21 protein-coding genes and 4 tRNA genes are annotated in these 21,308 nt (G+C 44.7%); 13 read left to right on the forward strand and 12 right to left on the reverse strand.

Features of this window, described 5'->3' with window-relative positions:
* Positions 1-126: 126 nt before the first annotated feature.
* The gene (locus PHX29_02955) at positions 127-1,020 is read right to left on the reverse strand and encodes a beta-ketoacyl synthase N-terminal-like domain-containing protein (protein MDD5604858.1); all 894 of its coding nucleotides are present in this window, start codon (positions 1,018-1,020) and stop codon (positions 127-129) included.
* A 1-nt stretch (position 1,021) separates the two neighbouring features.
* Entirely contained in the window at positions 1,022-1,261 is a 240-nt protein-coding gene (locus PHX29_02960; GenBank protein ID MDD5604859.1) for an acyl carrier protein, read from the reverse strand.
* Between the two features lie 180 nt (positions 1,262-1,441).
* Between PHX29_02960 and plsX the strand changes: the two genes are divergently transcribed.
* The 7 genes from plsX (at position 1,442) to yqeB (ending at position 8,600) form a co-directional block, all read left to right on the forward strand.
* Positions 1,442-2,461, forward strand: a complete 1,020-nt coding sequence (gene plsX / locus PHX29_02965; GenBank protein ID MDD5604860.1) for a phosphate acyltransferase PlsX — start codon at positions 1,442-1,444, stop codon at positions 2,459-2,461.
* A 61-nt stretch (positions 2,462-2,522) separates the two neighbouring features.
* Positions 2,523-2,939 carry an FxsA family protein gene (locus tag PHX29_02970; GenBank protein MDD5604861.1) on the forward strand — a complete coding sequence of 139 codons (417 nt, stop codon included), beginning with the start codon at positions 2,523-2,525 and terminating at the stop codon, positions 2,937-2,939.
* Positions 2,927-3,181 carry a Smr/MutS family protein gene (locus PHX29_02975; protein MDD5604862.1) on the forward strand — a complete coding sequence of 85 codons (255 nt, stop codon included), beginning with the start codon at positions 2,927-2,929 and terminating at the stop codon, positions 3,179-3,181. The genes PHX29_02970 and PHX29_02975 overlap by 13 nt, the downstream gene beginning before the upstream one ends.
* 575 nt (positions 3,182-3,756) lie before the next feature.
* Positions 3,757-4,437: a (2Fe-2S)-binding protein gene (locus PHX29_02980; protein ID MDD5604863.1), complete on the forward strand. Its 681-nt coding sequence runs from the start codon at positions 3,757-3,759 to the stop codon at positions 4,435-4,437.
* Positions 4,438-4,439: 2 nt separating this feature from the next.
* A complete protein-coding gene (locus tag PHX29_02985) occupies positions 4,440-6,662 on the forward strand; it encodes a molybdopterin-dependent oxidoreductase (protein MDD5604864.1) in 2,223 nt (740 codons plus the stop codon).
* Positions 6,663-6,671: 9 nt separating this feature from the next.
* Entirely contained in the window at positions 6,672-7,643 is a 972-nt protein-coding gene (locus tag PHX29_02990; protein ID MDD5604865.1) for an FAD binding domain-containing protein, read from the forward strand.
* A 114-nt stretch (positions 7,644-7,757) separates the two neighbouring features.
* Positions 7,758-8,600: a selenium-dependent molybdenum cofactor biosynthesis protein YqeB gene (gene yqeB, locus PHX29_02995; GenBank protein MDD5604866.1), complete on the forward strand. Its 843-nt coding sequence runs from the start codon at positions 7,758-7,760 to the stop codon at positions 8,598-8,600.
* 322 nt (positions 8,601-8,922) lie between these two features.
* Here the strand turns inward: yqeB and PHX29_03000 are convergent.
* The 9 genes from PHX29_03000 to surE all read right to left on the reverse strand — a co-directional run bounded on the left by PHX29_03000 (position 8,923) and on the right by surE (position 13,503).
* Positions 8,923-8,997, reverse strand: a tRNA-Asn gene (locus PHX29_03000).
* A 225-nt stretch (positions 8,998-9,222) separates the two neighbouring features.
* Positions 9,223-9,293 (reverse strand) — tRNA-Gln (locus PHX29_03005).
* Between the two features lie 19 nt (positions 9,294-9,312).
* Positions 9,313-9,401: transfer RNA gene (locus PHX29_03010), tRNA-Leu, on the reverse strand.
* Positions 9,402-9,425: 24 nt separating this feature from the next.
* Positions 9,426-9,501, reverse strand: a tRNA-Phe gene (locus PHX29_03015).
* Between the two features lie 73 nt (positions 9,502-9,574).
* A complete protein-coding gene (gene panC, locus PHX29_03020; protein MDD5604867.1) occupies positions 9,575-10,414 on the reverse strand; it encodes a pantoate--beta-alanine ligase in 840 nt (279 codons plus the stop codon).
* A complete protein-coding gene (panB, locus tag PHX29_03025) occupies positions 10,411-11,250 on the reverse strand; it encodes a 3-methyl-2-oxobutanoate hydroxymethyltransferase (GenBank protein ID MDD5604868.1) in 840 nt (279 codons plus the stop codon). The genes panC and panB overlap by 4 nt, the downstream gene beginning before the upstream one ends.
* Positions 11,234-11,644, reverse strand: a complete 411-nt coding sequence (locus PHX29_03030) for an aspartate 1-decarboxylase (protein ID MDD5604869.1) — start codon at positions 11,642-11,644, stop codon at positions 11,234-11,236. Before PHX29_03030 ends, panB begins: the two co-directional genes overlap by 17 nt.
* A complete protein-coding gene (locus PHX29_03035; protein ID MDD5604870.1) occupies positions 11,637-12,530 on the reverse strand; it encodes a DUF2520 domain-containing protein in 894 nt (297 codons plus the stop codon). Before PHX29_03035 ends, PHX29_03030 begins: the two co-directional genes overlap by 8 nt.
* 193 nt (positions 12,531-12,723) lie before the next feature.
* On the reverse strand, positions 12,724-13,503 hold the full coding sequence (surE, locus tag PHX29_03040) for a 5'/3'-nucleotidase SurE (protein MDD5604871.1): 780 nt from the start codon (positions 13,501-13,503) through the stop codon (positions 12,724-12,726).
* Between the two features lie 133 nt (positions 13,504-13,636).
* Between surE and PHX29_03045 the strand changes: the two genes are divergently transcribed.
* Both PHX29_03045 and queA read left to right on the forward strand, forming a co-directional pair.
* Entirely contained in the window at positions 13,637-15,208 is a 1,572-nt protein-coding gene (locus tag PHX29_03045; protein ID MDD5604872.1) for a methylenetetrahydrofolate reductase C-terminal domain-containing protein, read from the forward strand.
* Positions 15,205-16,206, forward strand: a complete 1,002-nt coding sequence (queA, locus tag PHX29_03050) for a tRNA preQ1(34) S-adenosylmethionine ribosyltransferase-isomerase QueA (protein ID MDD5604873.1) — start codon at positions 15,205-15,207, stop codon at positions 16,204-16,206. The genes PHX29_03045 and queA overlap by 4 nt, the downstream gene beginning before the upstream one ends.
* 286 nt (positions 16,207-16,492) lie before the next feature.
* On the opposite strand, the gene PHX29_03055 is transcribed toward queA, so the two are convergent.
* Entirely contained in the window at positions 16,493-17,236 is a 744-nt protein-coding gene (locus tag PHX29_03055) for a CPBP family intramembrane metalloprotease (GenBank protein MDD5604874.1), read from the reverse strand.
* Positions 17,237-17,549: 313 nt separating this feature from the next.
* On the opposite strand from PHX29_03055, the gene PHX29_03060 reads away from it, so the two are divergent.
* The 4 genes from PHX29_03060 (at position 17,550) to nrfD (ending at position 21,287) form a co-directional block, all read left to right on the forward strand.
* Positions 17,550-18,041, forward strand: a complete 492-nt coding sequence (locus PHX29_03060) for a GNAT family N-acetyltransferase (GenBank protein MDD5604875.1) — start codon at positions 17,550-17,552, stop codon at positions 18,039-18,041.
* Positions 18,042-18,125: 84 nt separating this feature from the next.
* Positions 18,126-19,289 (forward strand): substrate-binding domain-containing protein, encoded by a 1,164-nt coding sequence (locus PHX29_03065; GenBank protein ID MDD5604876.1) that lies wholly within the window; start codon positions 18,126-18,128, stop codon positions 19,287-19,289.
* 259 nt (positions 19,290-19,548) lie between these two features.
* On the forward strand, positions 19,549-20,346 hold the full coding sequence (locus PHX29_03070; protein ID MDD5604877.1) for a 4Fe-4S dicluster domain-containing protein: 798 nt from the start codon (positions 19,549-19,551) through the stop codon (positions 20,344-20,346).
* The gene (gene nrfD, locus PHX29_03075; GenBank protein ID MDD5604878.1) at positions 20,343-21,287 is read left to right on the forward strand and encodes a polysulfide reductase NrfD; all 945 of its coding nucleotides are present in this window, start codon (positions 20,343-20,345) and stop codon (positions 21,285-21,287) included. Before PHX29_03070 ends, nrfD begins: the two co-directional genes overlap by 4 nt.
* Positions 21,288-21,308 lie beyond the last annotated feature (21 nt).

A 21,308-nucleotide genomic window follows, 5' to 3' on the forward strand; every position in this document is an offset into this window, starting at 1 on the left:
ACTGCTTTTCGGTCACGAATCTGAATTTCGTAAGATTGGTACAGGATAAGACGAACCATAGAGAGAAGGCTGTTCGCGTCCAAATTGAGTTCAGGGTTATCCTTCAACATCTGTTTCGCGGTTGCTTCATCTATTGCCAATACCTTCAAATCCAACGTCTTTCAAGGCGATTTGTATTGCGCGCACTGCTGATTCTCCAGAAGCAAGGGGTTGGGTGATATGAAAGGCATCTGAAGTGGCTCCATAACCAACAATCTCGGCAAGAATTGGAGCACCTCGCTCCAGTGCATATTCAAGACTTTCCAACACAAGTACTCCCGAACCTTCACCAATTACAAAACCATCCCGCTGAGAATCAAATGGACGTGAAGCAGTTGCAGGGTCAGGGTTGCGGGTAAGAGCTCCCGCCTGGGCAAAGCCGGCCACCCCAAGGGGGGTTATAGCGGCATCAGTACCGCCGGCTAGGGCTGCCTTGAGTTCTCCATGCTTTACCATTTTATAAGCGATTCCGAGTGCGTCGGTACCGGTTGAACAGGCAGATACCAGGCTCAGGTTAAAACCGCGTATTCCTGTTTCAATTGATACCCGGCCGGTAGCATTATCGGCAATCATCATTGGTACGATAAAGGGGCTGACCCGCATTGGTCCGCGAGAATTTAACACTGAAACCTGTTCTTCCATGGAGTGGGTACCGCCGATGCCGGTACCAATAAGAATGCCTATTTCGTAACGGTTTTCATCATCTATCACCAGGCCGGCTTGTTCTATTGCCTGTCTGGAAGCAGTGATAGCGAACTGTGCAAAGCGATCGGTGTATCTGGCGGTTTTAGGATCCATATAATTTACTGGATCAAAGTTTTTAACTTCTCCGGCAACTTTTACCGGGAAAGTAGAGGTATCAAAGCATTGAATAGTATCAATCCCGTTGACGGAGGAAATGAGGTTGTGCCAGGTTTGGTCGGCGGTGATACCAAGAGGGCTGACTGCCCCGTATCCGGTTACAACAACTCTGTTAGTCATGCTAAGTGCTCATTTTAGATTGTATGAGTTCGGCAACTTCGCCGACTTTGGTCAGTTTGGCCAGTTCCTCGTCCGGCAGGGTTATACCGAAACTGTCTTCCATGGCCAGGCTGAGTTCAACCATACTGAGAGAATCCATTTCGAGGTCACCAATAAAAGTGGAATCAGGGGTAATTTTAGCTTCATCGATTCCGGGGTTTACCTTGCAGATAGCCTTTTTGAGTTCTGCGTGAATGTCCATTGCACCGTCCTTAATAATAGATTACATAAATCAAGGAGTGCCAAAAAGCTGTATAGAAGTTTGTTAAATATATAAGAGGCTCGGGATTAGATCCAGCCTTTGCAAATCCTTGTTAAGCGGTGCTAGTATAAGGATCCTAAAAAAAGTTGTCAAATACTAATATAAATGGAGCCTGCCCTGATGATAATCGCTGTCGACGCCAGTGGAGGTGATTATGCCCCGCATGAAATTGTAAAAGGAGCCGCTTCGGCTGCTAATGAATATAACGTACCCATAGCTTTGCTTGGTAATAAAAATATTCTTAGCAGGCTGGTACAAAAGTACGAGAAAAAAACCAACCTCCTTGTAATAGATGCTCCACAGATAATAACTTGTAACGAACAGCCGGTACAGGCATTAAAAACAAAGCCGCATTCTTCAATCGTGGTAGGAATGCATATGGTTAAAGAAGGAAAAGCTTCTGCATTTGTTTCTGCCGGTTCCACCGGAGCAGTCCTGGCTGCAAGCTATATGATGCTTGGCAGGCTGCCAAATATACAGAGACCTACATTGGCTACGGTGATTGCGGTTAATCCAGAGCATCCTTTTTTATTGATAGATGCTGGCGCTAATGCTGATTGCATACCGGCATATCTTGCCCAGTTTGCTGTCATGGGCTCTATATTTGCCGTCGAGCATTTGGGGATAGAAAAACCCAGGGTTGCTCTGCTTAACAACGGTACCGAAGAGGGGAAAGGAAACCGTTTGGCAAAAGAGAGCCATCAATTACTCAAGACGACTCCGGATATTAATTTCAGTGGCAATATTGAACCTCAGGAACTTTTGGCTAACCGTGCAGATGTAGTGGTGACAGATGGTTTTACTGGCAATATAGTACTGAAGACCCTTGAGGGTTTCGGAGAAAACTTCGGTAAAAGTATTGGATGGCAGCAGACCCATAAAGTCCCACGTGAATTGCAAGGCTCAGCGCTGGTTAACTATGCGAAGGTCGTGTTTCTAACTAAGCGGGCTGATTACAAGGAATTTGGCGGCGCCTGTTTGCTTGGGCTGGAAGGCAATGTGGTAGTAGCTCACGGGCGCAGCAAATCCAAGGCCATCAAGAGTGCTATTCATCTTGCCATTCGCACAGTTGAACTTGAAATTATTGGTTCAATCAAAAAAGCAGTAACAGAAATCAGCCATAGCACTATTACTGAATAAAACAGCGGTGTATTTTCAGCTGTAATGGCACTTCAAATTTGGGGAGTGTTATACTTTTCATATGTTGTTAAAAATAATACTTGTTATTGGTTCTCTGCTGATTGCCGAGGTTGTTATTTTGGCATTGATCATCCGGTTTTGCGGCGTGGTTGTCGGGGCAGCCATCATAATTGGCACCGCTTTGTTAGGAGCGGTGATTCTGGCACCTATGAGGGTATCAGCAGTCCTCAGGCTTAAAGGAATCCTAACCAGATCCACCCCTTTGGAAGAAGGCGTTCTGCATACTTTATTATTGTATTTGTCTGGTGTGCTGTTAATATCCCCGGGAATAATAGGAGATTTACTTGGCTTACTTTTACTATTGCCGTGTTTTCGTACAAAGATTACCAGAAAAGCACGGAAAATAGCCGAGGAGTTTATAGAAAGAAGGCGTTATAGAGTTAATCGTATTGGATGTGACAATACATGGCAAAAATAACACTAGATTTGCATGATATATATAACAAAGGCGCCGCTATCGATAGCGAACTGAACCGTGTTATACAAGAGGCTTTAGAAAAACGCATCACTCCGGTGGAGATAATACCGGGTAAAGGATCAGGGCAGCTGAAAAAACGGGTATTGAGATTTCTTGCCCAGCCGGAGATTAAAAAACTATATCATCGCCTGGAAAAGGACGATAAAAACTTCGGACGAATATTCGTGCACTTCAAGCATTAGTTGAACATTTGGACTGAAAAATGAAACATGGTTTACTAACTAGTGGCACCCGCATTTTTAAAATTCTGCCACGATAGCAACTGCTATAGCTCTTTCCTCCATGGTAGTTTCGTTAAGAATCCCCAGCTTATTAATAAAGCGTGAATTTATATCCACACCTCTTAATTGATACCACTCACGCGGGATCTATTATAATATTTACTTATCAATACCATAAGAATTATTGACAATTCATAACTAGATGTGTTATACCTTCTGCATAGAATTAGAGTTAATCCCCTGGAAAGAATAAGAAAAATCGAGATAACGCTGAATGTAAAAATATAAACAGGAGAAATAAAAAGGGAACAGCCCTTGCAGGGGCTGTTCCGACGGAATAACGAACAAATACCCGCCGACTAAGACAGTTACTGCCGTTTTCCTTTTCGCATTATATAGGAAAGAATACTCTTAGTCAATCAACTTAAACAGCATTTTGATACAAGTTGATGCGGCAACTGAAAGGAGGAAGATCCAGATATTTTAATTCTCGCAAATCGAAATAATTAAACATTAATGATAAGGAGTTTATTTCAATGGCTGATAACAAAGAAGAGTTGGATATTGGTAGACTTTCACGAAGGAAGTTTCTGAAAGACGCAAGCATCGCTGTTAGTGGAATTACTCTGGGCACGATGTCCATTACAGCTTGCACTAATGCCCAAGCAGAGACGCCGACCAAAACTGTGACAGTTACATCTCCTCCTGTGACAGTTACATCTCCTCCGGATACTCTGCTTGTTGAGAAAGTTTCCGAAGCCAATTATATCGAGATAACTGTAAATGGATATAAATCTAAGGTCCTGGTAACTCCCGAAGAGACTCTGGCTGAAATGCTAAGAGATAAAATGAACCTTACAGGTACAAAAGTTGGATGCGACCGTGGTACCTGTGGGGCATGCGTGGTACATGTAAATGGCAAGCCTGTACTATCTTGCATGATGTTGGCCATCGAGGCCAATGGGGCTTCCGTCACAACCATTGAGGGGCTTGAAGAAAAAGGCAAGCTCCATCCCCTTCAGCAGGCTGTCTACGACCACACCGGCTATCAATGCGGCTTTTGCACTCCGGGACTAATCATGGAAGCTAAAGCCTTGCTAGATGAGAATCCGCATCCGACACAGGAGGAGATAAAAGAGGCGTTGGGTGGCCATATTTGCAGATGTGGCGCTTTCTACTCTTTCATTGAATCCGTTCAGATGGTGGGAGGTAATTAATTATGACTACTAAATATAATGTAGTGGGAAAATCTCTTCCTCGACCCGATGCTCGTCCCATCGTCACTGGGGCGGCGATGTACCACCGGGATATCAAAATTCCCAATATGCTGCATACGTGCATCCTCCGTAGCCCGCACGCCCATGCGAATATCAAGAGTATCGATGCTTCTGAGGCGGAAGCATTTCCCGGTGTGGCAGCGGTGCTGACTTACAAAAACATTCCGGCAGAATGGCCTAAGGGTTATGGAAAAAATCAACACCTGCGCATCTTGAGTGACAAGGTGCGTTTTGTAGGTGACCCGGTAGCGGTTGTCGCTGCTGAAACCAAGGCTATTGCCGATCACGCAGTGGAACTTATCAACGTCGAATATGAAAAGTTGCCCGCTGTATTCACTACCGCTGATGCTTTAAAACCCGGAGCACCAATAATTCACGAAGAATATCCTGACAATTCTATCCCAGAAAGCGCGTACGAGTATGGTGATGTGGAGGAGGCTTTTGCTCAGCCTGACGTTGTTATCGTTGAGACTTCTTCCAATCTTATTGCCGAACTCCCTGTAGTGAACCTTCTCGAAGATTCCGGCACCATAGCATGGTTTGAAGGTGAAAAAGTATTTGCCCTGAGACCCACCCAAAACAGTCCATCTACTCTGGGTAAAATAGCTGATTTTACCGGGATTGATGTAACGAACATGCGGGTGATGTCACCACGTTTTGTTGGCGGCTCCATGAATGTAAAAGAAAATGGACTCAAGGATTTGGAGTTTGCCGTTACTCTTGCCAAACTTACCGGCAGACCAGTTGGCGTTTTTTTGAATAAAGAAGAAATGTTCCATCAATACCACAAGGAACGCATGGGGGCACAATATAAGATAGGTGTGAAACAGGATGGTACGCTGATGGCAGTAGAAGGTTCGGCTACGGGCGACGGCACAGCGTACAACTTCACAGCCGCAGCAAATTATTGCGCATCCCAAATCAATTATGTGGCGAACATACCAAACCTTAAGTTCGAGAAACTGAACACTGCCTTTACCAATGTCCCGCCTGGTGGCGGGTGCCGGGGTTGGATATACATGGAAGCTGAATGGACATTTCAGCCAGCGCTGGCACAAGCTATTGAAGCCATCGACATGGACCCTTTTGATTTCTTTATGAAGAACACCCTTAAAAAGGGCACTCGTTTTTATCATGACGGGTATCATGAGTGTGCCTGTGACCCCGTAACCGCCGCAGCGACGCTTGCTGCTGAGGAATTTGGCTGGAAAGCGAAGTGGAAGGGATGGAAGAAACCAACTTCAATTAGCAATGGCAAAATTACGGCGGTAGGCATAGGTTGGGGCGGTTGCGGCAACGGCAGTTCGACTTCGCACTTTGCGACGGTCACCCTGAGTAGCAACGGTAATGTCTATGTTACCCCGTCTGAGGATGATTTTGGGAATGGTCAACGGCAAACCCCGAGGCGTCACGCCGCTGAAGTGCTGAAAATTCCCCTGGATGCGATAAAAGGCCCATCTGGTGACACAGACTCCCAGGCGTTTTATGCATGGCCAGTTGCCTGTGGAACTTATTCTATCGGAAGAGCGGTAAAATATGCTGCCGAGGAGGTTAGGCGCCAGCTCTTTGAATTGGCGGCACCCCAACTTGGAGTATCTGTTGAAGACCTGTACCTTGAAGATAGAGCAGTTAAAGTAATCAACAATCCCGACAAGCGGATATCATGGAATGTTCTTATCCCCAAAAATATGTCAATAATTGGCAGTGGTTCATCCCTTGCAGCGGGTAAAATGCCAATGATGTACTGTTGCCTTGTCGAGGTAGAGGTAGACTCCGAGACTGGTGGATTTGAAGTGAAAAATATCGTTTACGGCTCGGATATTGGGCAGATAATGTCACCGAATGATGCTTATCAGCAGCCGATATGGAGCCTGGTGATGGACGGAACGCGAGAAGCTTACACGCTTGATAAGACGACGGGCCGGGTACTCAATCCCAACTATCTTGATATAAAGTCACGCTGTTTTAACGATTTACCGGATTTTAAGGTCATATTTACGGAAACTCCAGAAGAAACTGCCCCGCATGGCGCACGATCATTCGCTGAAGCGGTTCCAGTACCTGTAACGCCAGCTATTGTCATGGCAATCTACAACGCTACTGGTACAATGTTTGAACTGCCTATCACCCCTGATAAAATTCTCGCCGCACTGGGCAAGGCATAGGAGGATAAGATGAAGACATTTACTCATGTTGAAGCTAAAACTATCGAAGAGGCCGTTTCATCTCTTGGGCATTATGGTGATAAAGCTAAACTCATCTCAGGGGGAACAGACCTTTTAGGTCTGTTGAAAGATGCAGTTCTTCCGGCCTATCCTGAAGCTCTTGTGAATATCAAGACCATACCTGATATGGCGTATATTAGGGAAGAAGGCGGTACTCTTAAAATAGGCGTAATGACAACGCTGAATGATTTGGCTCAAAATCCTACGGTGCAGTCTAAGTATTCTGCACTGGCTCAAGCAGCCAGAGCAGTAGGGTCAACCGGCATTCGTAATATGGGAACGATTGGGGGTAATATCTGTCAGCAGGTAAGGTGCTGGTACTTTCGATCGTCAGGCAACTATTTCGACTGTTTGAGAAAAACCACTGGTGGTGCCTGTTATGCTCTTACCGGTGATCACCGCTACCATTCAATATTTGGGGCTGTTGATGGCTGCGTTGCAGTTAATCCCTCAGATACAGCACCTGCACTGGTTGCTTTGGGGGCCAAGATTAAGACAAACAAGCGCACCTTCGAAGCCAAAGACTTCTTTGTGCCCAACGGTGGTAATACTCACGCGCTCGAAGGCGATGAAGTAGCAACCGAAATCCAGATACCAGCTTTGATTGCGGGATCAAAAAGTGCCTTCGTAAAATTTGCCATACGAAAATCTATTGACTTTCCCATCGTGAATTGCGCTGCTGTAGTCACTACATCAGGTGGCGTTGTCAGCTCAGCACGTATTGTTCTTAACGCTGTTGCTGGAGCGCCATACCAGGCCACTGAAGCAGAAACCTCATTAACAGGCAAAGCTATAGATGAGGTTTCTGCTCAGGCAGCCGGGGATGCTGCAGTTACAGCTGCCGTACCTTTGACAGGCAATAAATACCTGGTACAAATTGCCCGTACTATGGTGAAGAGGGCTATACTAGCCTGCAGATAACAAAAAGGCTGAGATGCCACTTTGAAGGGTCCTGCCAGGTAAGCGATGGTAACAATCTGGGAAAGTGGCGGGACCCTTCCCTTTTAGCAATAGAGGTATAAAAAAGGGGGAATAATGCGAAGTCTGCCTGAAATAATTGTTCTTATCAGGGGCGGTGGAGAAATGGCCAGCGCCGTAGCACACAGGTTACATCGCAGTCATTTTAAAGTGTGTCTGACTGAGGTTGCTGCACCAATCGCGGTTAGTCGAGGTACTACATTCTCTGAAGCCATCTTCGACGGTACCAAATCAGTCGAAGGTACGACCGCGGAATTGACACTCTCTTCGACCGCTGCTATTGAAGAAGTGTGGTCTCGTAATAATATACCAATTCTCGTAGATCCCGAATGTGAAGCCAGGCATTTACTCCATCCTGACATTTTGGTAGATGCCAGGTCGATTAAAGAAATAACCGATACCCGCATAACCGATGTCCCGCTGGTGATAGGACTAGGTCCTGGCTATCACGCTGGAGAAAACTGTGATGCTGTGGTGGAGACACTTCATGATAACGACCTCGGGAGAGTAATTCTTAATGGAAAAACCAAAAAGGATACAAAACAACCAGTCATCATTGGCGGCCTTTCCTCCGGTCGGGTAATTTGGGCTGAGCAGGAAGGTGTATTCAGCACCTGCCACCAGATAGGAGAATATGTAAAAAACGGGCAAGTCATTGGTCAGCTTGAAACTTTAGATATAAAAGCCCCCGTTGATGGGATGATTCGCGGCTTGCTCAGGAACGGCGTTAGAATTCCTTCAGGTGCTAAGCTTATCGAGATAGACCCGGTAAATGATTGCTCTGTCTGCTATGTCATAAGGGATAAATGGCGGGCGGTCGCAGGTGGTGTTTTAGAGGCTATTATGTTGTTGTGCAACACCCCGGAGGTGTGGATAAGCGTTCAGGCAGCAAAAAAATAGCGAAAAACTCATCAAATGTCCAGCCAGGCAGCAAAAAATTGCCTGTTATAAGTAATAGGCTTGATCTGGTGTGTAAGCAACCCTACTAGCTTAATAAATAATTAAGCACCCTATAACGGAGAAACCGCGCTCTAAATAGAGGGCTTTTATGACGCATTGGCGCATCACTCACTATCCAAACTTTCATTTAGCAAAAATCTACCCTTAATTCGTTTATAAACAAAATTAGGGTAGGTGCATCTAGTGTGATGAGAAGTTATACAATGCCCATTCTGCTTAACGGATTAACCACTGAAGAGGAAGTTCTGTGTATTGACAAACTTGGCTCCCCGAGTAGGATTCGAACCTACAACCTAGCGGTTAACAGCCGCCCGCTCTACCATTGAGCTATCGGGGACCGAGGTTTCTTAAAGATCCGCCCTGGCGAGCGAACCAGCCCATATTATCCAACTTTTAGCTTTAGTAAGTCAAATGACTTGCCGGAAGCTCTTTTAGGGGTCACGTTTTGTATATCGAACATGTGCGGAAGCTTTACTCAACGATTGGAATCACTGAGGAATAATTGTAAGGTTTAGAATTTCGTGTATGCAGTCCCTTACCGGAGATGATGGAAGTTGGGATACTGCCGAGCCTGGATTCGAACCAGGACTAGAGGATTCAAAGTCCACTGTGCTACCCTTACACAACTCGGCAACGTGGTACCCTCTGTTGGTGGTGCCGAAGGTCGGGATCGAACCGACACGAGAGTTGCCTCTCAACAGTTTTTGAGACTGTCGCGTCTGCCTGTTCCGCCACTTCGGCTTGTTCGTTAAGAGGCAGCAGGATTGGTGCCGAGGCCCAGGATCGAACTGGGGACACGCGGATTTTCAGTCCGCTGCTCTACCTGCTGAGCTACCTCGGCACAAGTAGTAATTGTAGCCTTTTAAGCGCGAAGGCGTCAAGGCTAACGCGGGTCAAAAGAAAACCAGTACTTGCTAAAGCGTACAACTTAGCAGAGTATTGTCAATCAAACGCGTGGAACCTATGTAAGCTGCAAGTGATACCAGTGCACCCTGACTAATGGTTTCGAGTTCTTTTAGGGTATCCGGTGCAGCAATACTGATGTAATCAATTGTTAAGCTGGCGTCGTTTAACAATTTTTTCATCCGTTCTTTAATGATGCCGGCATCTCGTACGCCATCTGCATGGAGCTTTTCTGCAAGCTTTAAAGAGGCGCTTATTGCCAACGCTGCCGTTTTTTGCTCCGGCGAGAGGTATTTATTACGGCTGCTTAACGCAAGCCCATCGAATGATCTGACAATAGGAATTGTTACAATATTAATATCCAGGTTCAGATCCCGTACCATTTTTTTAATTACAAGTGCCTGCTGGGCATCCTTCTGGCCGAAATAGGCTGTTTGAGGAGCAATAATATTAAACAGTTTTAAAACAATTGTAGCTACTCCCCTGAAATGGCCAGGTCTTGCAGCACCTTCAAGACGTTCGGTAATTGTGCCCACTTCTACCCAGGTATCATAGCCTGGTGCATACATCTCAGCTGCATTAGGCGCAAACAGTATATCGACACCTTCTTTTTCAAGCAGGGCAGAATCCCTTTCGATATCTCTGGGATAACGTTCATAATCTTCGTCAGGGCTAAACTGGGTGGGATTAACGAATACACTGACTACAACTATATGGTTGCTTGCCTTAGCAGCTTTCACCAGGGAGAGGTGTCCTTCATGCAGGCTGCCCATGGTTGGCACAAGACCAATTGGCCGTTCAAGCTCGCCAAGCAGCTTCTTATACTCTTCAATTGTGCGTACAGTAATCAACTTATTCTTCTTTTAAACTCTTCGTAAACTTCGCTATCAATAGTAAAACTTTCTTCATCCCCAGGGAAATTATGAGAGATAACATCATCTCGGTAAGTTGTAACCGCTTCAGTTATCGTTTTAGCGAGGTTGGCATAACGCCTTGCATGTTTGGGTTTAAAGTCCAAAAAACTACCCAATATGTCGTGTACAACCTGTACCTGCCCATCGCAACCTGCCCCGGCTCCAATGCCTATGGTGGGGATTTTTATAGCTTTTGATATATGAGCAGCAACCAGCGTTGGCACAGTTTCAAGTACCAGTGCAAATGCTCCAGCTTGTTCTACTGCCAGAGCATCCTGGTACAATCTAACCGCTGAATCAACGCTCTTACCCTGGATACGATATCCACCCAGAGCGTGAATATATTGCGGCGTGAGGCCAAGGTGCGCCATCACTGGTATACCTGCACTGGTTATGCTCTTTATAATGGAAGCAATGTTTTCACCGCCTTCCATTTTTACTGCGCCTGCTCCTCCTTCCTGGATAAACCGGCCGGCGTTATACAGTGCTTCCTCACGGTTGACCTGGTAGGACAAAAACGGCATGTCTGCAACTACCATTGCTTTTTTACTGCCTCTCACGACAGCCTTGGTATGATGGACTATATCATCCATGGTAACCGGTATGGTGGATTCATAGCCGAGCATTACTGTGCCAAGCGAATCACCTACTAGCAGGAGTTCAATGCCGGCGTCATCCAGAATGCGGGCAGTGGAATAATCGTAGCAGGTAAGCATTACCAGCGGTTCGCTTTTAGTTTTTTTCTCCCTGATTTGGTTAACGCTGATGCGCATACATACCCTCCTCTAAAATCGGAATATCCGAACCGGTTGTGGCGGCATTTTTAGGGTGGTTATTTTGGTCCACACAAACTATGGCAGGTTTAAATCCAGCCAATTCATGCTCAGCTATCTGGCAATAACTGACGATTATTACAACATCTCCCTTAGAGGCAAGCCTTGACGCTGCTCCATTTAGTTCGATTACTCCGCTAGCTTCCTCTCCGGCTATGCAATAGGTGGTAAAACGAGCAGCGTTGTTGATATTTAAAACCTCTACCTGTTCGTATTCACGTATATTGGCACCTCGCATCAACGCTTTATCAATTGTGATGCTACCTTCGTAATCCAGGTTGACTCCGGTAACGCGAGCACGGTGGATTTTACTTTTTAACATAGTTCTAATCATACGAACTCTCCTTGTTGTTAAGAATAGAGGTCATTTCCTTGGCTTGTTCGGGAGATATGCTGCCTTTTCTTTTGGCAATATCAACAGTGTACGAGCCGAGCATGCGGTACGTTAAAGCAAGAGGTGGCTCCAGCTTTTCAAGAGAGGTGAGATGCTTTTTAATCGTCCCTGTATCTCCGCGACTGACAGGGCCGGTGAGGCAGCCAGGAAGTCCAACAGTTTGGAGGTTATTAACGGCGCCTTTGAGTAGCGGCATAAGGGCTTTTTCTGAACGAGTTCTATCAAACCCCATTTCTTGCCACAGTTTGGCAGCAATATCTGCTAAAGCCATTACATAATTGGATACAAACACTGCGGAAGCGTGGTAAAGTGCACGGTTCTCTTCTTGCAGGAGCAGGGTATCAGCTTCCAAATCGTGTGCTAGCCCCTCCAGTGTTTCTCGCAGTGGAGGCTCAGCTTCTATGGTTATAGTTATATTCATAAACGGATCTGGTGCGTTAGCGTTAGAAACAATAGTTGCCAACGGGTGAAATACTCCAGTTAAAGCTCCCATGTTATTGGCGGTCTTCAATACCGATCGGGAATCGGCACCACTAGTGTGCACTACCATTTGTCCGGTTTGCCAGTTAACGCTTGCGCTAACAGTCGCTATGGAGGAGTCTGGGGTGGTGATAAAGACCAGGCTAGAGACTCGAGCAGTTTCATCTGGCGTATGATACGCTTTACAGCCAGGTATTAGGCTGGCCATGGTTAAGGCACTTTCGTAACTGCGGCTAGAAACGGCGCTTACTGAGTATCCGCGTTTACATAATGCGCATCCCAGCGCTCGCGCAACTTTTCCTGCTCCGATAAAACCAATTTCCAACCCATTTTTCTCGATTGTCATAAAAAAACCTTCTCCGGCAAGGCCAATAGAGAAGGCAGTTCAGCCAATCCTCCGTCTCGGTCGCACCGGATCCAAGCGGTTATTTTATCCGTGTAAGACAAACACCCTATGGCTCAACGCCTCTTTCGGGGTCGCTGGCACTGGGGAGTTAATTGTAGGCGCTTGAAGAACAAGTGTCAAACATGGGCATACCTTAAGGCTGTTTAAATTTATTAAAAATGCCTGCACAAAGCGAATCACTCAGTTCGCCATTAGAACGGTGAAACAACTCAGCATGCAGCGGTGTTATTGAAATGTACCCATTTTCAACTGCCCAGATATCGGTTTCGGATGATACATCCTGGCTGAGTTGCTGGCGTACCAGCCAATAATATTCCCGGCGTCCATCATATCCTTGTTCAACAGTGTCAATGTGAGTTTTATGCGCCAGGCGGGTAACTCTAATGCCCTTAATTGAAGAAACAGGAATATCTGGGAAATTAATATTAAAAAAGCCGTTTACACCAAGCGAGCCTGCTTTTATGGCGTCAGCTACCATCAATGCCAGGCGGGCGGCATTATGCCAGGTTTCGCGTTTGGATTCTGGCGATACCGAGATTGCAATGGCGGGTAATCCTCGCAGATAACCCTGCATGGCAGCTCCAACTGTGCCGGATATCAGTACGTCATCCCCAAGATTAAGCCCCAGATTGATGCCCGAAACAACTACATCTACATCTTGCACCAGCTTGCCTATGGCAAGGATAACCGAATCCGAAGGAGACCCTTCAATAGAATAGACATCAATCCCCTGGGTAAAACAGTTATGCTGCCTGACCCTGAGTGGCAGCCTGAGGGTAACCATGGTGCCCGTAGCACTTTGCTCTCTGTCTGGAGCTGCCACACTGACGCTGTGTTTAGTGTTTAGAGTATCTGCCAGAATCCAGAGGGTATCAGCGAAAATCCCGTCATCATTGGTTACAAGTATTTTCATACCAACAAGTTTACCATTAATGCAATAACGCCTCAAAAACATGGCTTGCATATAGAAACCAGATAATAATTGTGTTTGATTGCCTGAAAAGTTATATGATAAGCTAACAAACTTATTAAGTAGGGTGGGCAGGATGGAAAATGTATCGGTAAATAAGTATAGAGATTCCCTCAACAATCCGGAAAGGTTTACCGTTACCTGGGAGCAAATTCCTGGGAGGATAAACACCCGCCAACAGCTTAATTCTATTCTTACCAATACCGCTGAAGCGGCAGCCGGCGGAATTGTAACTACTATCAGTATCACAGATTCACCTGGAGGCACCCCTGCATTGCCATCCGAGGTTGTTGCACTAGAAGTTCAAAAACTGGGGATAGAACCTCTGGTTCATATTGCCCTTAGGGATAAAAACCGAACCCAGGTAGAGAGTATTTTATATAACCTTAATCTAAACAATATACGAAATGTGTTGGTGATCAGCGGAGATTATCCAGAAGTCACCTCGTATATGGGCAGGGCGCTGCCGGCGTATGACCTTGATCCGGCGCATGTAATGGATTTGATCCGGTGTTTGAATTCCGGGCGTGAATATGAAGCTTTAGGCAAACCCCGACAGATGGAACCAACTGATTTCTTTGGTGGAGTCGGAGTATCCCATTTTAAGCAATCAGAAGCAGAAACCGTATGCCAATACTTTAAACTCGAAAAGAAGATTAAAAGCGGTGCCGGTTTTATCATCAGCCAGATTGGCTACGATGCCCGCAAGATGCACGAACTGGTAACGTGGTTGAAGTATATGGATTACAAGGTGCCAGTACTGGCAAATATTTATTTGCTTAGTTATCCAGCTGCCAAGGCAATGCATGTTAACCGCATACCTGGAGCTGTTGTTACAAAAGAACTGCTTGAGGAAGTGGAACTTGAGCGACAGGCGCCTGATAAAGGCAGAGAAAAACGCATGATTCGAGCCGCCAAGATGTATGCCATGGCAAAAGGAATGGGTTATGCTGGTGTGCATATTGGTGGTTATCATCTGACGCACAAGGATATGGAATACATTGTAAATTTGGGAAATGAATTGGAACCACGATGGCAGGAATTGGTACCGGAATTTAGCTACCCTCAGCCGGATGGTTACTATTTGTTCGAAAAAGATGAGCAGACAGGTTTAAATACTATGGAAGAAACCGGATTACTCGGAAAAGGCAAAGCGCCCTTTTCATATCGTATAGCTCGCATAATTCATGAAGGGTTTTTTGATCCGCGCCATCCCTTCTTTTCCTTATATCAAAAAATGGCAGCTCGGATTGATGAATCTGATTTATCCCGTAGAGCGTTTGGCAAGCTCACCCATATAGCCAAGACCATGTTGTACAATTGCCTCGATTGCGGTGATTGTGCACTATTTGATACTGCTTACCTTTGCCCGGTTTCACAATGTCCAAAAGAAAGACGGCTTGGTCCCTGCGGTGGAAGTCATGAAGGGTGGTGTGAAGTGTACCCTGGTAAGAAACAATGTATTTGGGTGCGCGCATATGAACGCTTTAAACATTATAACGAAGAAGATATTATTGGTTCTTATATTGTACCCCCGCGTGACTGGACGCTTTGGCAGACGCCCTCTCAACTGAACTTCTACTTGGGGAGAGACCACACTTCCAAGCGGCTGGGTCTAGAGCCGCCCCAACCAAAAAGCAAAGAATGAAAACCAGCGACTTCGAATATATCCTGCCCCAGGAGCTGATTGCCCAGGAGCCGATAGAGCCACGTGATTCTTCACGTTTGATGGTACTCAACCGAACAGATAAGAGTATTACCCATCGCGTGTTTAATCAACTGGCGGATATGCTTATCAGCGGGGACGTTCTGGTGTTTAACAATAGCCGCGTTCTGCCGGCTCGCATTTACGGTAAACGGGCACTTACTGGCGGGAATGTGGAAATTCTACTGCTTAAAAGGCTTACGTTAAATACTTGGGAAGTGATGACCAAACCGGCAAAAAAACTTAAAACTGGCGAAGGGGTGGAAATACCGAAGGTTGAGGTAAGTGCAACTATTATACAGGAAAAGGAAGGGGGCATTCGGGTAATGCGCTTTTCCTCTGAAGAACAGCTGTTTAAGGCAGGGGAAGTGCCGCTTCCGCCTTATATTCACCACCCTCTTATAAACGGAGAACGTTACCAAACAGTGTATTCCAAAATATTGGGTAGCGCAGCTGCGCCCACTTCAGGTCTTCACTTTACACCCGATTTAATACAAACAATCAGTAACAAGGGAATTGAAACCAATTATGTGACCCTTCATATTGGACTGGATACCTTCCGCCCTGTAAACACGGAAAATCCCCTTGAGCATGCTATCCATACTGAATATGGGCAGATCGATGCTGCTACCGCTGATCGGATTAACACAGCCAAAAGGGAGGGCCGCAGGATTATAGCAGTTGGTACCAGTACAGCACGTTTGCTCGAACAAGCTGCTGGCGAGCCGGAATATAGCGATTGGGTGAGCCTATATATACTGCCCGGTTACCAATATCGGGTGGTGGATGCGCTGATTACTAATTTTCATCTCCCTCGCTCCACCCTTCTTATGCTGGTGAGTGCATTTGCCGGCAAGGATTTTATTTTTTCTGCCTACCGGGAAGCGATTAACAACCATTATCGTTTCTATAGCTTTGGCGATGCTATGCTTATTGTATAAGAGGATGAGTGTATCCTTTTTGTCTTCCTTGAAAAGGGCTTATACACGATGAAGGATCTTCCCCATAATAGTGCCCGTTGTAACAGGGGAGCTTTTCCGTATGTACGGGCTCAACTTGTGTGAGACCCTTCGCTGCGCTCCAGGGTGACACTTTGTTGTTGTTTGCTGTGTCATCATATTTTAATTGGCATAATTTTCCACGCTTTAGTTTTAACAATACTTCTCCATCTGTCCTATCTTGCGCTTTCGATAGAATGAAATCGCATATTGTGCAAACCGTAAAAAATCAAGCAACAGTTAAAGCTGTAAACAGATAACCGGTCCCAACCATGATGACGTTGCTAAAACTGTGCATGAGCGCAGGATATACAATACTCTCGGTTTTTTGGTATACAATCCCTTGTATAGTTCCAAGTATAACCGCATACACTAATTGAAAACTATCAACCTCAAAGCTAAATGGCGCCAATGACCAATTTAAATGGGCAAAAGAAAACAGGATCGAAGCCATGATGACTTCTACGGTAAAGCTTTTCCTGATTTGTATGCTTCGTCCAAATGTATAGACTAAAATGGTTATAGGCAATGCTCGAAATATCACCTCTTCAGAAGGACCGCTTAAAAATAACTGGAATCCTATAGTTCCCAAGATGTTCCGGCAGTCTAACGGAAAGGCATAAGTTGGTAGCTGATTATTAAGACTCAAAAACAAGTGGAGCATAATAGCAGCAAATGCAAAGACTCCAGTAAATATAGCAACATATTTTGTACCTTTTCTTATATTGCCTAGCTTCAGGTAGAAATCGATTTTTAACAACTTGCCCAGCGCGATGATTATTATTAAAGCGAAGACCATTTGGGCAAAATGATGGACGGAAATACTCGCAAAAGCATCGTGCGGATCAATTTGTGCATACGAAAACTGATTTGCAACAAAATGCCCCGCTTTTCCTAATAATACTTGTGTCGCGAGTAAAGCAATAAAAGTAGCACCGGTATACAAAATCCTGTTAAGGGGGAGCTTTTCCATATGACTAATACCTCATTTTCTATACTATTTTTGGCAAGCTTATTAACATAATTCGTATTTATACTCATAATTGAGAATTTCCGGTGCTTAATACAAATTGTGATATTGTACTCCTTGATGAAGCATTAATGCTAGATAGAAATCCACTTAATTAAAAATAAAGGCCAATTAGTAATAAAAAATTTTCACACACAAGCGCGGTGACTCAAGAACGATAAACCTTATCTATAATACTTAATGTATGAATAATAATGTTTTAGGCATTGGCGGAATGGAATTTGTTATTATATTAGCCGGGGTTTATTAAAACATAATGAATGTAATTGTTCGGTCGTTCACGCGCGAAGACATCCCTGCGATGATTCAAATCTGGAATAAGGTTGTTGAAGAAGGAAACGCATTCCCGCAGGATGAATGTTTAACTCCAGAAACAGGTTATGCCTTTTTTTACCAGCAATCCTATTGCGGTGTTGCCCAAGATCTGGAAAGTGGAATACTCTACGGCTTGTACATCCTTCATCCCAATAATGTTGGCAGGTGTGGTCATATATGCAATGCTAGTTATGGAGTATATCCTGAAAGCAGAGGAAAGCACATCGGCGAAAAACTGGTAAGCGATAGCCTTATTCAAGCCAGACGGCACCAGTTTAAAATACTCCAGTTTAATGCTGTAGTTGCAAACAACGCCTCGGCGAGGCGATTATACGAGAAGCTTGGTTTTAAGCAACTTGGCACGATCCCCGGCGGCTTTCGCATGAAAGATGGACATTATGAAGATATCTGCCCATATTACATTGTTCTTTGATTTTCTTGTCAGCGGATTGGAGTGCCTGACAACTCTCTTTAAGACCATTTACATAAATTACTCAAACCTGATACACTTTTCATAATGACAATGGATGCTTTCATAAAAAAGATATATATAAATTTTCGTTCTTCTAAACCGATATATCGGCAATTAGTCGAGCAAATACAAAAGCTTGTTATAACAGAACAAATAGAACAAGGCGACCACCTTCCCTCCATTCGACACTTGGGGAATAAGTTAAATATTAGCCCTAATACTGTCGCAAGAGCTTACCTGGAACTGGAACGCGAACAAATAGTGGTTACAAAAAGAGGAGGCGGAACCATAGTATCCGCAAGCAGGGATGAGCAGCTTTTACGGGAAATACGTGCAAAACACCTGCAAAGCAATGTATCCAAGGATATTGTTCGGATGCTTGGCCAGGGGTACAAGCTCGATGAATTGGAAGCAGCTTACTTGTTAGGAATTAACCGGTGGAAGGAAGAATTTGAGTCAGCTTCCACTACGCCATCTATTACGAATATTGAAGGCGATAGTGGCGAAACATTGCGTATAACAGGCAGCCATGATATCGCTTTAAATATCTTGATAACTTTGTTCAAACAGTATTCATCCAACATTAAAGTTGAAGCCAGCCATGTAGGAAGCCTGCGGGGCTTGATAGCTTTAGAAGAGGATACTGCCGACATAGCAGGAATCCATTTGTTAGACGAAGAAACAGGTGAATACAACATTCCTTTTATTAAACGCATATTACCAGGGCAAAAAATGGTAGTTATTAATTTGGTATATCGCAAACAAGGTTTGTTGTTTGCACCAGGAAATCCTAAAAACATTGGCGGCTTGGGTGATCTTGCCAAATCTGACATAAGGTTTGTAAACAGGCAAAAAGGCTCCGGTACCAGGGTATTATTGGATTTGGAGTTGAAAAGAACGGGAATTGATGAGAGAGACATTTGTGGATTTGATATAGAGATGGACAATCATCTCGCAGTTGGGCTTGCGATAGCTCAAGGAAGAGCTGATACAGGTTTGGGTATTGCTGCAGCTGCTCATAGTTGTGGATTGGGTTTTTTACCATTATTTAAGGAGCGGTATGATATCGTAATGCCCGCAAAAACGTTTGATAGCAAGAAAACAGACCTTCTTATGAGCATCATCTCCGGATCCGAGTTTAAAAAGATTGTGAGTGAAGTTGAAGGCTACGACACGTCCAAGACCGGCTCGGTGATGGAAGTTTCATAGGTTTACAGCAAATTATTTATTAGAACAGCTTTTTGTTACGCTAATCCTTGTATTCTCTTCGGTTAATATAAATTCTTCCCCTGCATATTTTAAGAATAATAATCATCGTGCAAAACACCTGAAACATCTATCTGAATTTCTTTGACATCACCCTTTTCTTTAATGTAGTATTTGTACAATTACAAAGAGACAGTTTGGTATTATTTCTATTCTGCCACCTGGCTTGATCGAATAAAAATATATTATACAGGAGGTATAGGTGCCGGATAAAGCTATATTGTACGATATGTCTCGGTGTACTGCCTGTCGCGGTTGCCAAGTATCTTGCAAGCAATGGAATGATAAAGCGGCAGAGGAAACCAATAACTGGGGTTCTTACGAAAATCCGAAAGAACTCTCATCAGCAACTTGGCTGAAAATGCGCTTTTTCGAGATCGAAAGAGAAGGCAAATTCGATTGGCAGTTTATTAGAAGGTCTTGTATGCATTGCACCGATGCTGGTTGTGCGGAAGTGTGCCCTGTTGGTGCTATCTTCCATACAGACGAAGGCTTTGTAAACATTGACCAAGAATGGTGTATAGGTTGTGGAACTTGTACGCAGGCTTGCCCCTTCCATGTACCTCATCTCGATCATCACGAAGGCATCGTCAGCAAATGTAGCGCATGCACAACTTTAGGTTTTGATCGAGTATCACAAGGCTTGAGTCCAGCTTGCGCGAAATCCTGCCCCACAGGTGCTTTAGAGTATGGAGAAAGGGATGTTTTGTTAGAAAAAGGCCGCAGCCAAGTACAAAAACTCAAGGCTACAGGTCACGTAAACGCCATGTTGTACGGAGAACATGAACTAAGCGGCTTGCATGTTTTGTATGTACTTGACGATAAACCGGAAGTATATGGGCTGCCTGAGAATCCACAGATGCCAACCAGTGACATGATCAGTAAATGGCTTGCTGGTCTAGCTACGGCTGGTGTTTTGTCTACATTGCCGCTGATATGGATTTTTAAACGACGCGAAGAAATGATAACTAAAAACAAAGCCAAGGAGGGCACTGTATGAGCATTTCTGATATGCCCTGGGGAATTACTCTGTGGCTTGATTTGTGGTGTGTAGGCATTGCAAGTGGTGCTTTTATGAATGCATTTGTCATTGATAAGCTGAGTTCGGGGACCCAGCGAAATCTTTTCCGTTTTGCGGTTCTATCCGGTCTTGTTTTTGCCTTCATAGGTGTGATTTTATTGCTATCTCACCTTGGTCACATTTTGTGGTTCTGGCACATGTTTGTAACAATCCGACCGCAATCAGTACTCTCTCTTGGCGGTTGGATTCTCTCTTTGTGGCTCGCTGTTGCGGGTATTATGGCTGTACTGTGGGTGGTTGAACACTATATTTCGAACAATATTTTGGTTAAAAAAATAAATGGCGTTTTGTCTTGGGTTGGATTTGCTTTATCAATCCTTCTCATTACCTACGGTGGTGTTTTGATTGCTACCACCAACCAGCCACTGTGGGCGAATACCCTACTGCTACCTTCTCTATTCATAGGTTCGGCTTTATGCACCAGCGTTGCATGGCTGATCATTTTGTCTTATATAGTTAATTGGCTGGGAAATAAAAATATCAAGCCTCTAGATTGGTTAATCACCCGTTTCACTGATTCGAGTGACTATACCATTAATAACAATGTCGTAGCCAAGCTTATAAAAGCGCTATTTGTTTATCTGGTAATTGAAATTGTGATTCTGGCAGCTTTCATGGTTTGGTTATGGTTTACAGCTGAATCTGCATTTACTCAACTCGTTTTTGGTGAAATGGCAGTCTATTTTTGGGCTGGACTCGTAGCGTTGGGGCTGGTGCTCCCGCTAGCGCTATTAGGTATTAACCGGTGTAGAAATAAACTAATGCAGATCCCTCCAGCATTAGCAATTTCGTCCGCAGGGTTAGCTTTTATCGGGGGTTTGGTATTAAGGGCGGTCTTGCTTGTTAGCGCTCAGCTTTAGCTCATTAGATCATTTAAAAAA

Source organism: Dehalococcoidales bacterium, assembly GCA_028717385.1.
Classification (GTDB): domain Bacteria; phylum Chloroflexota; class Dehalococcoidia; order Dehalococcoidales; family CSSed11-197; genus CSSed11-197.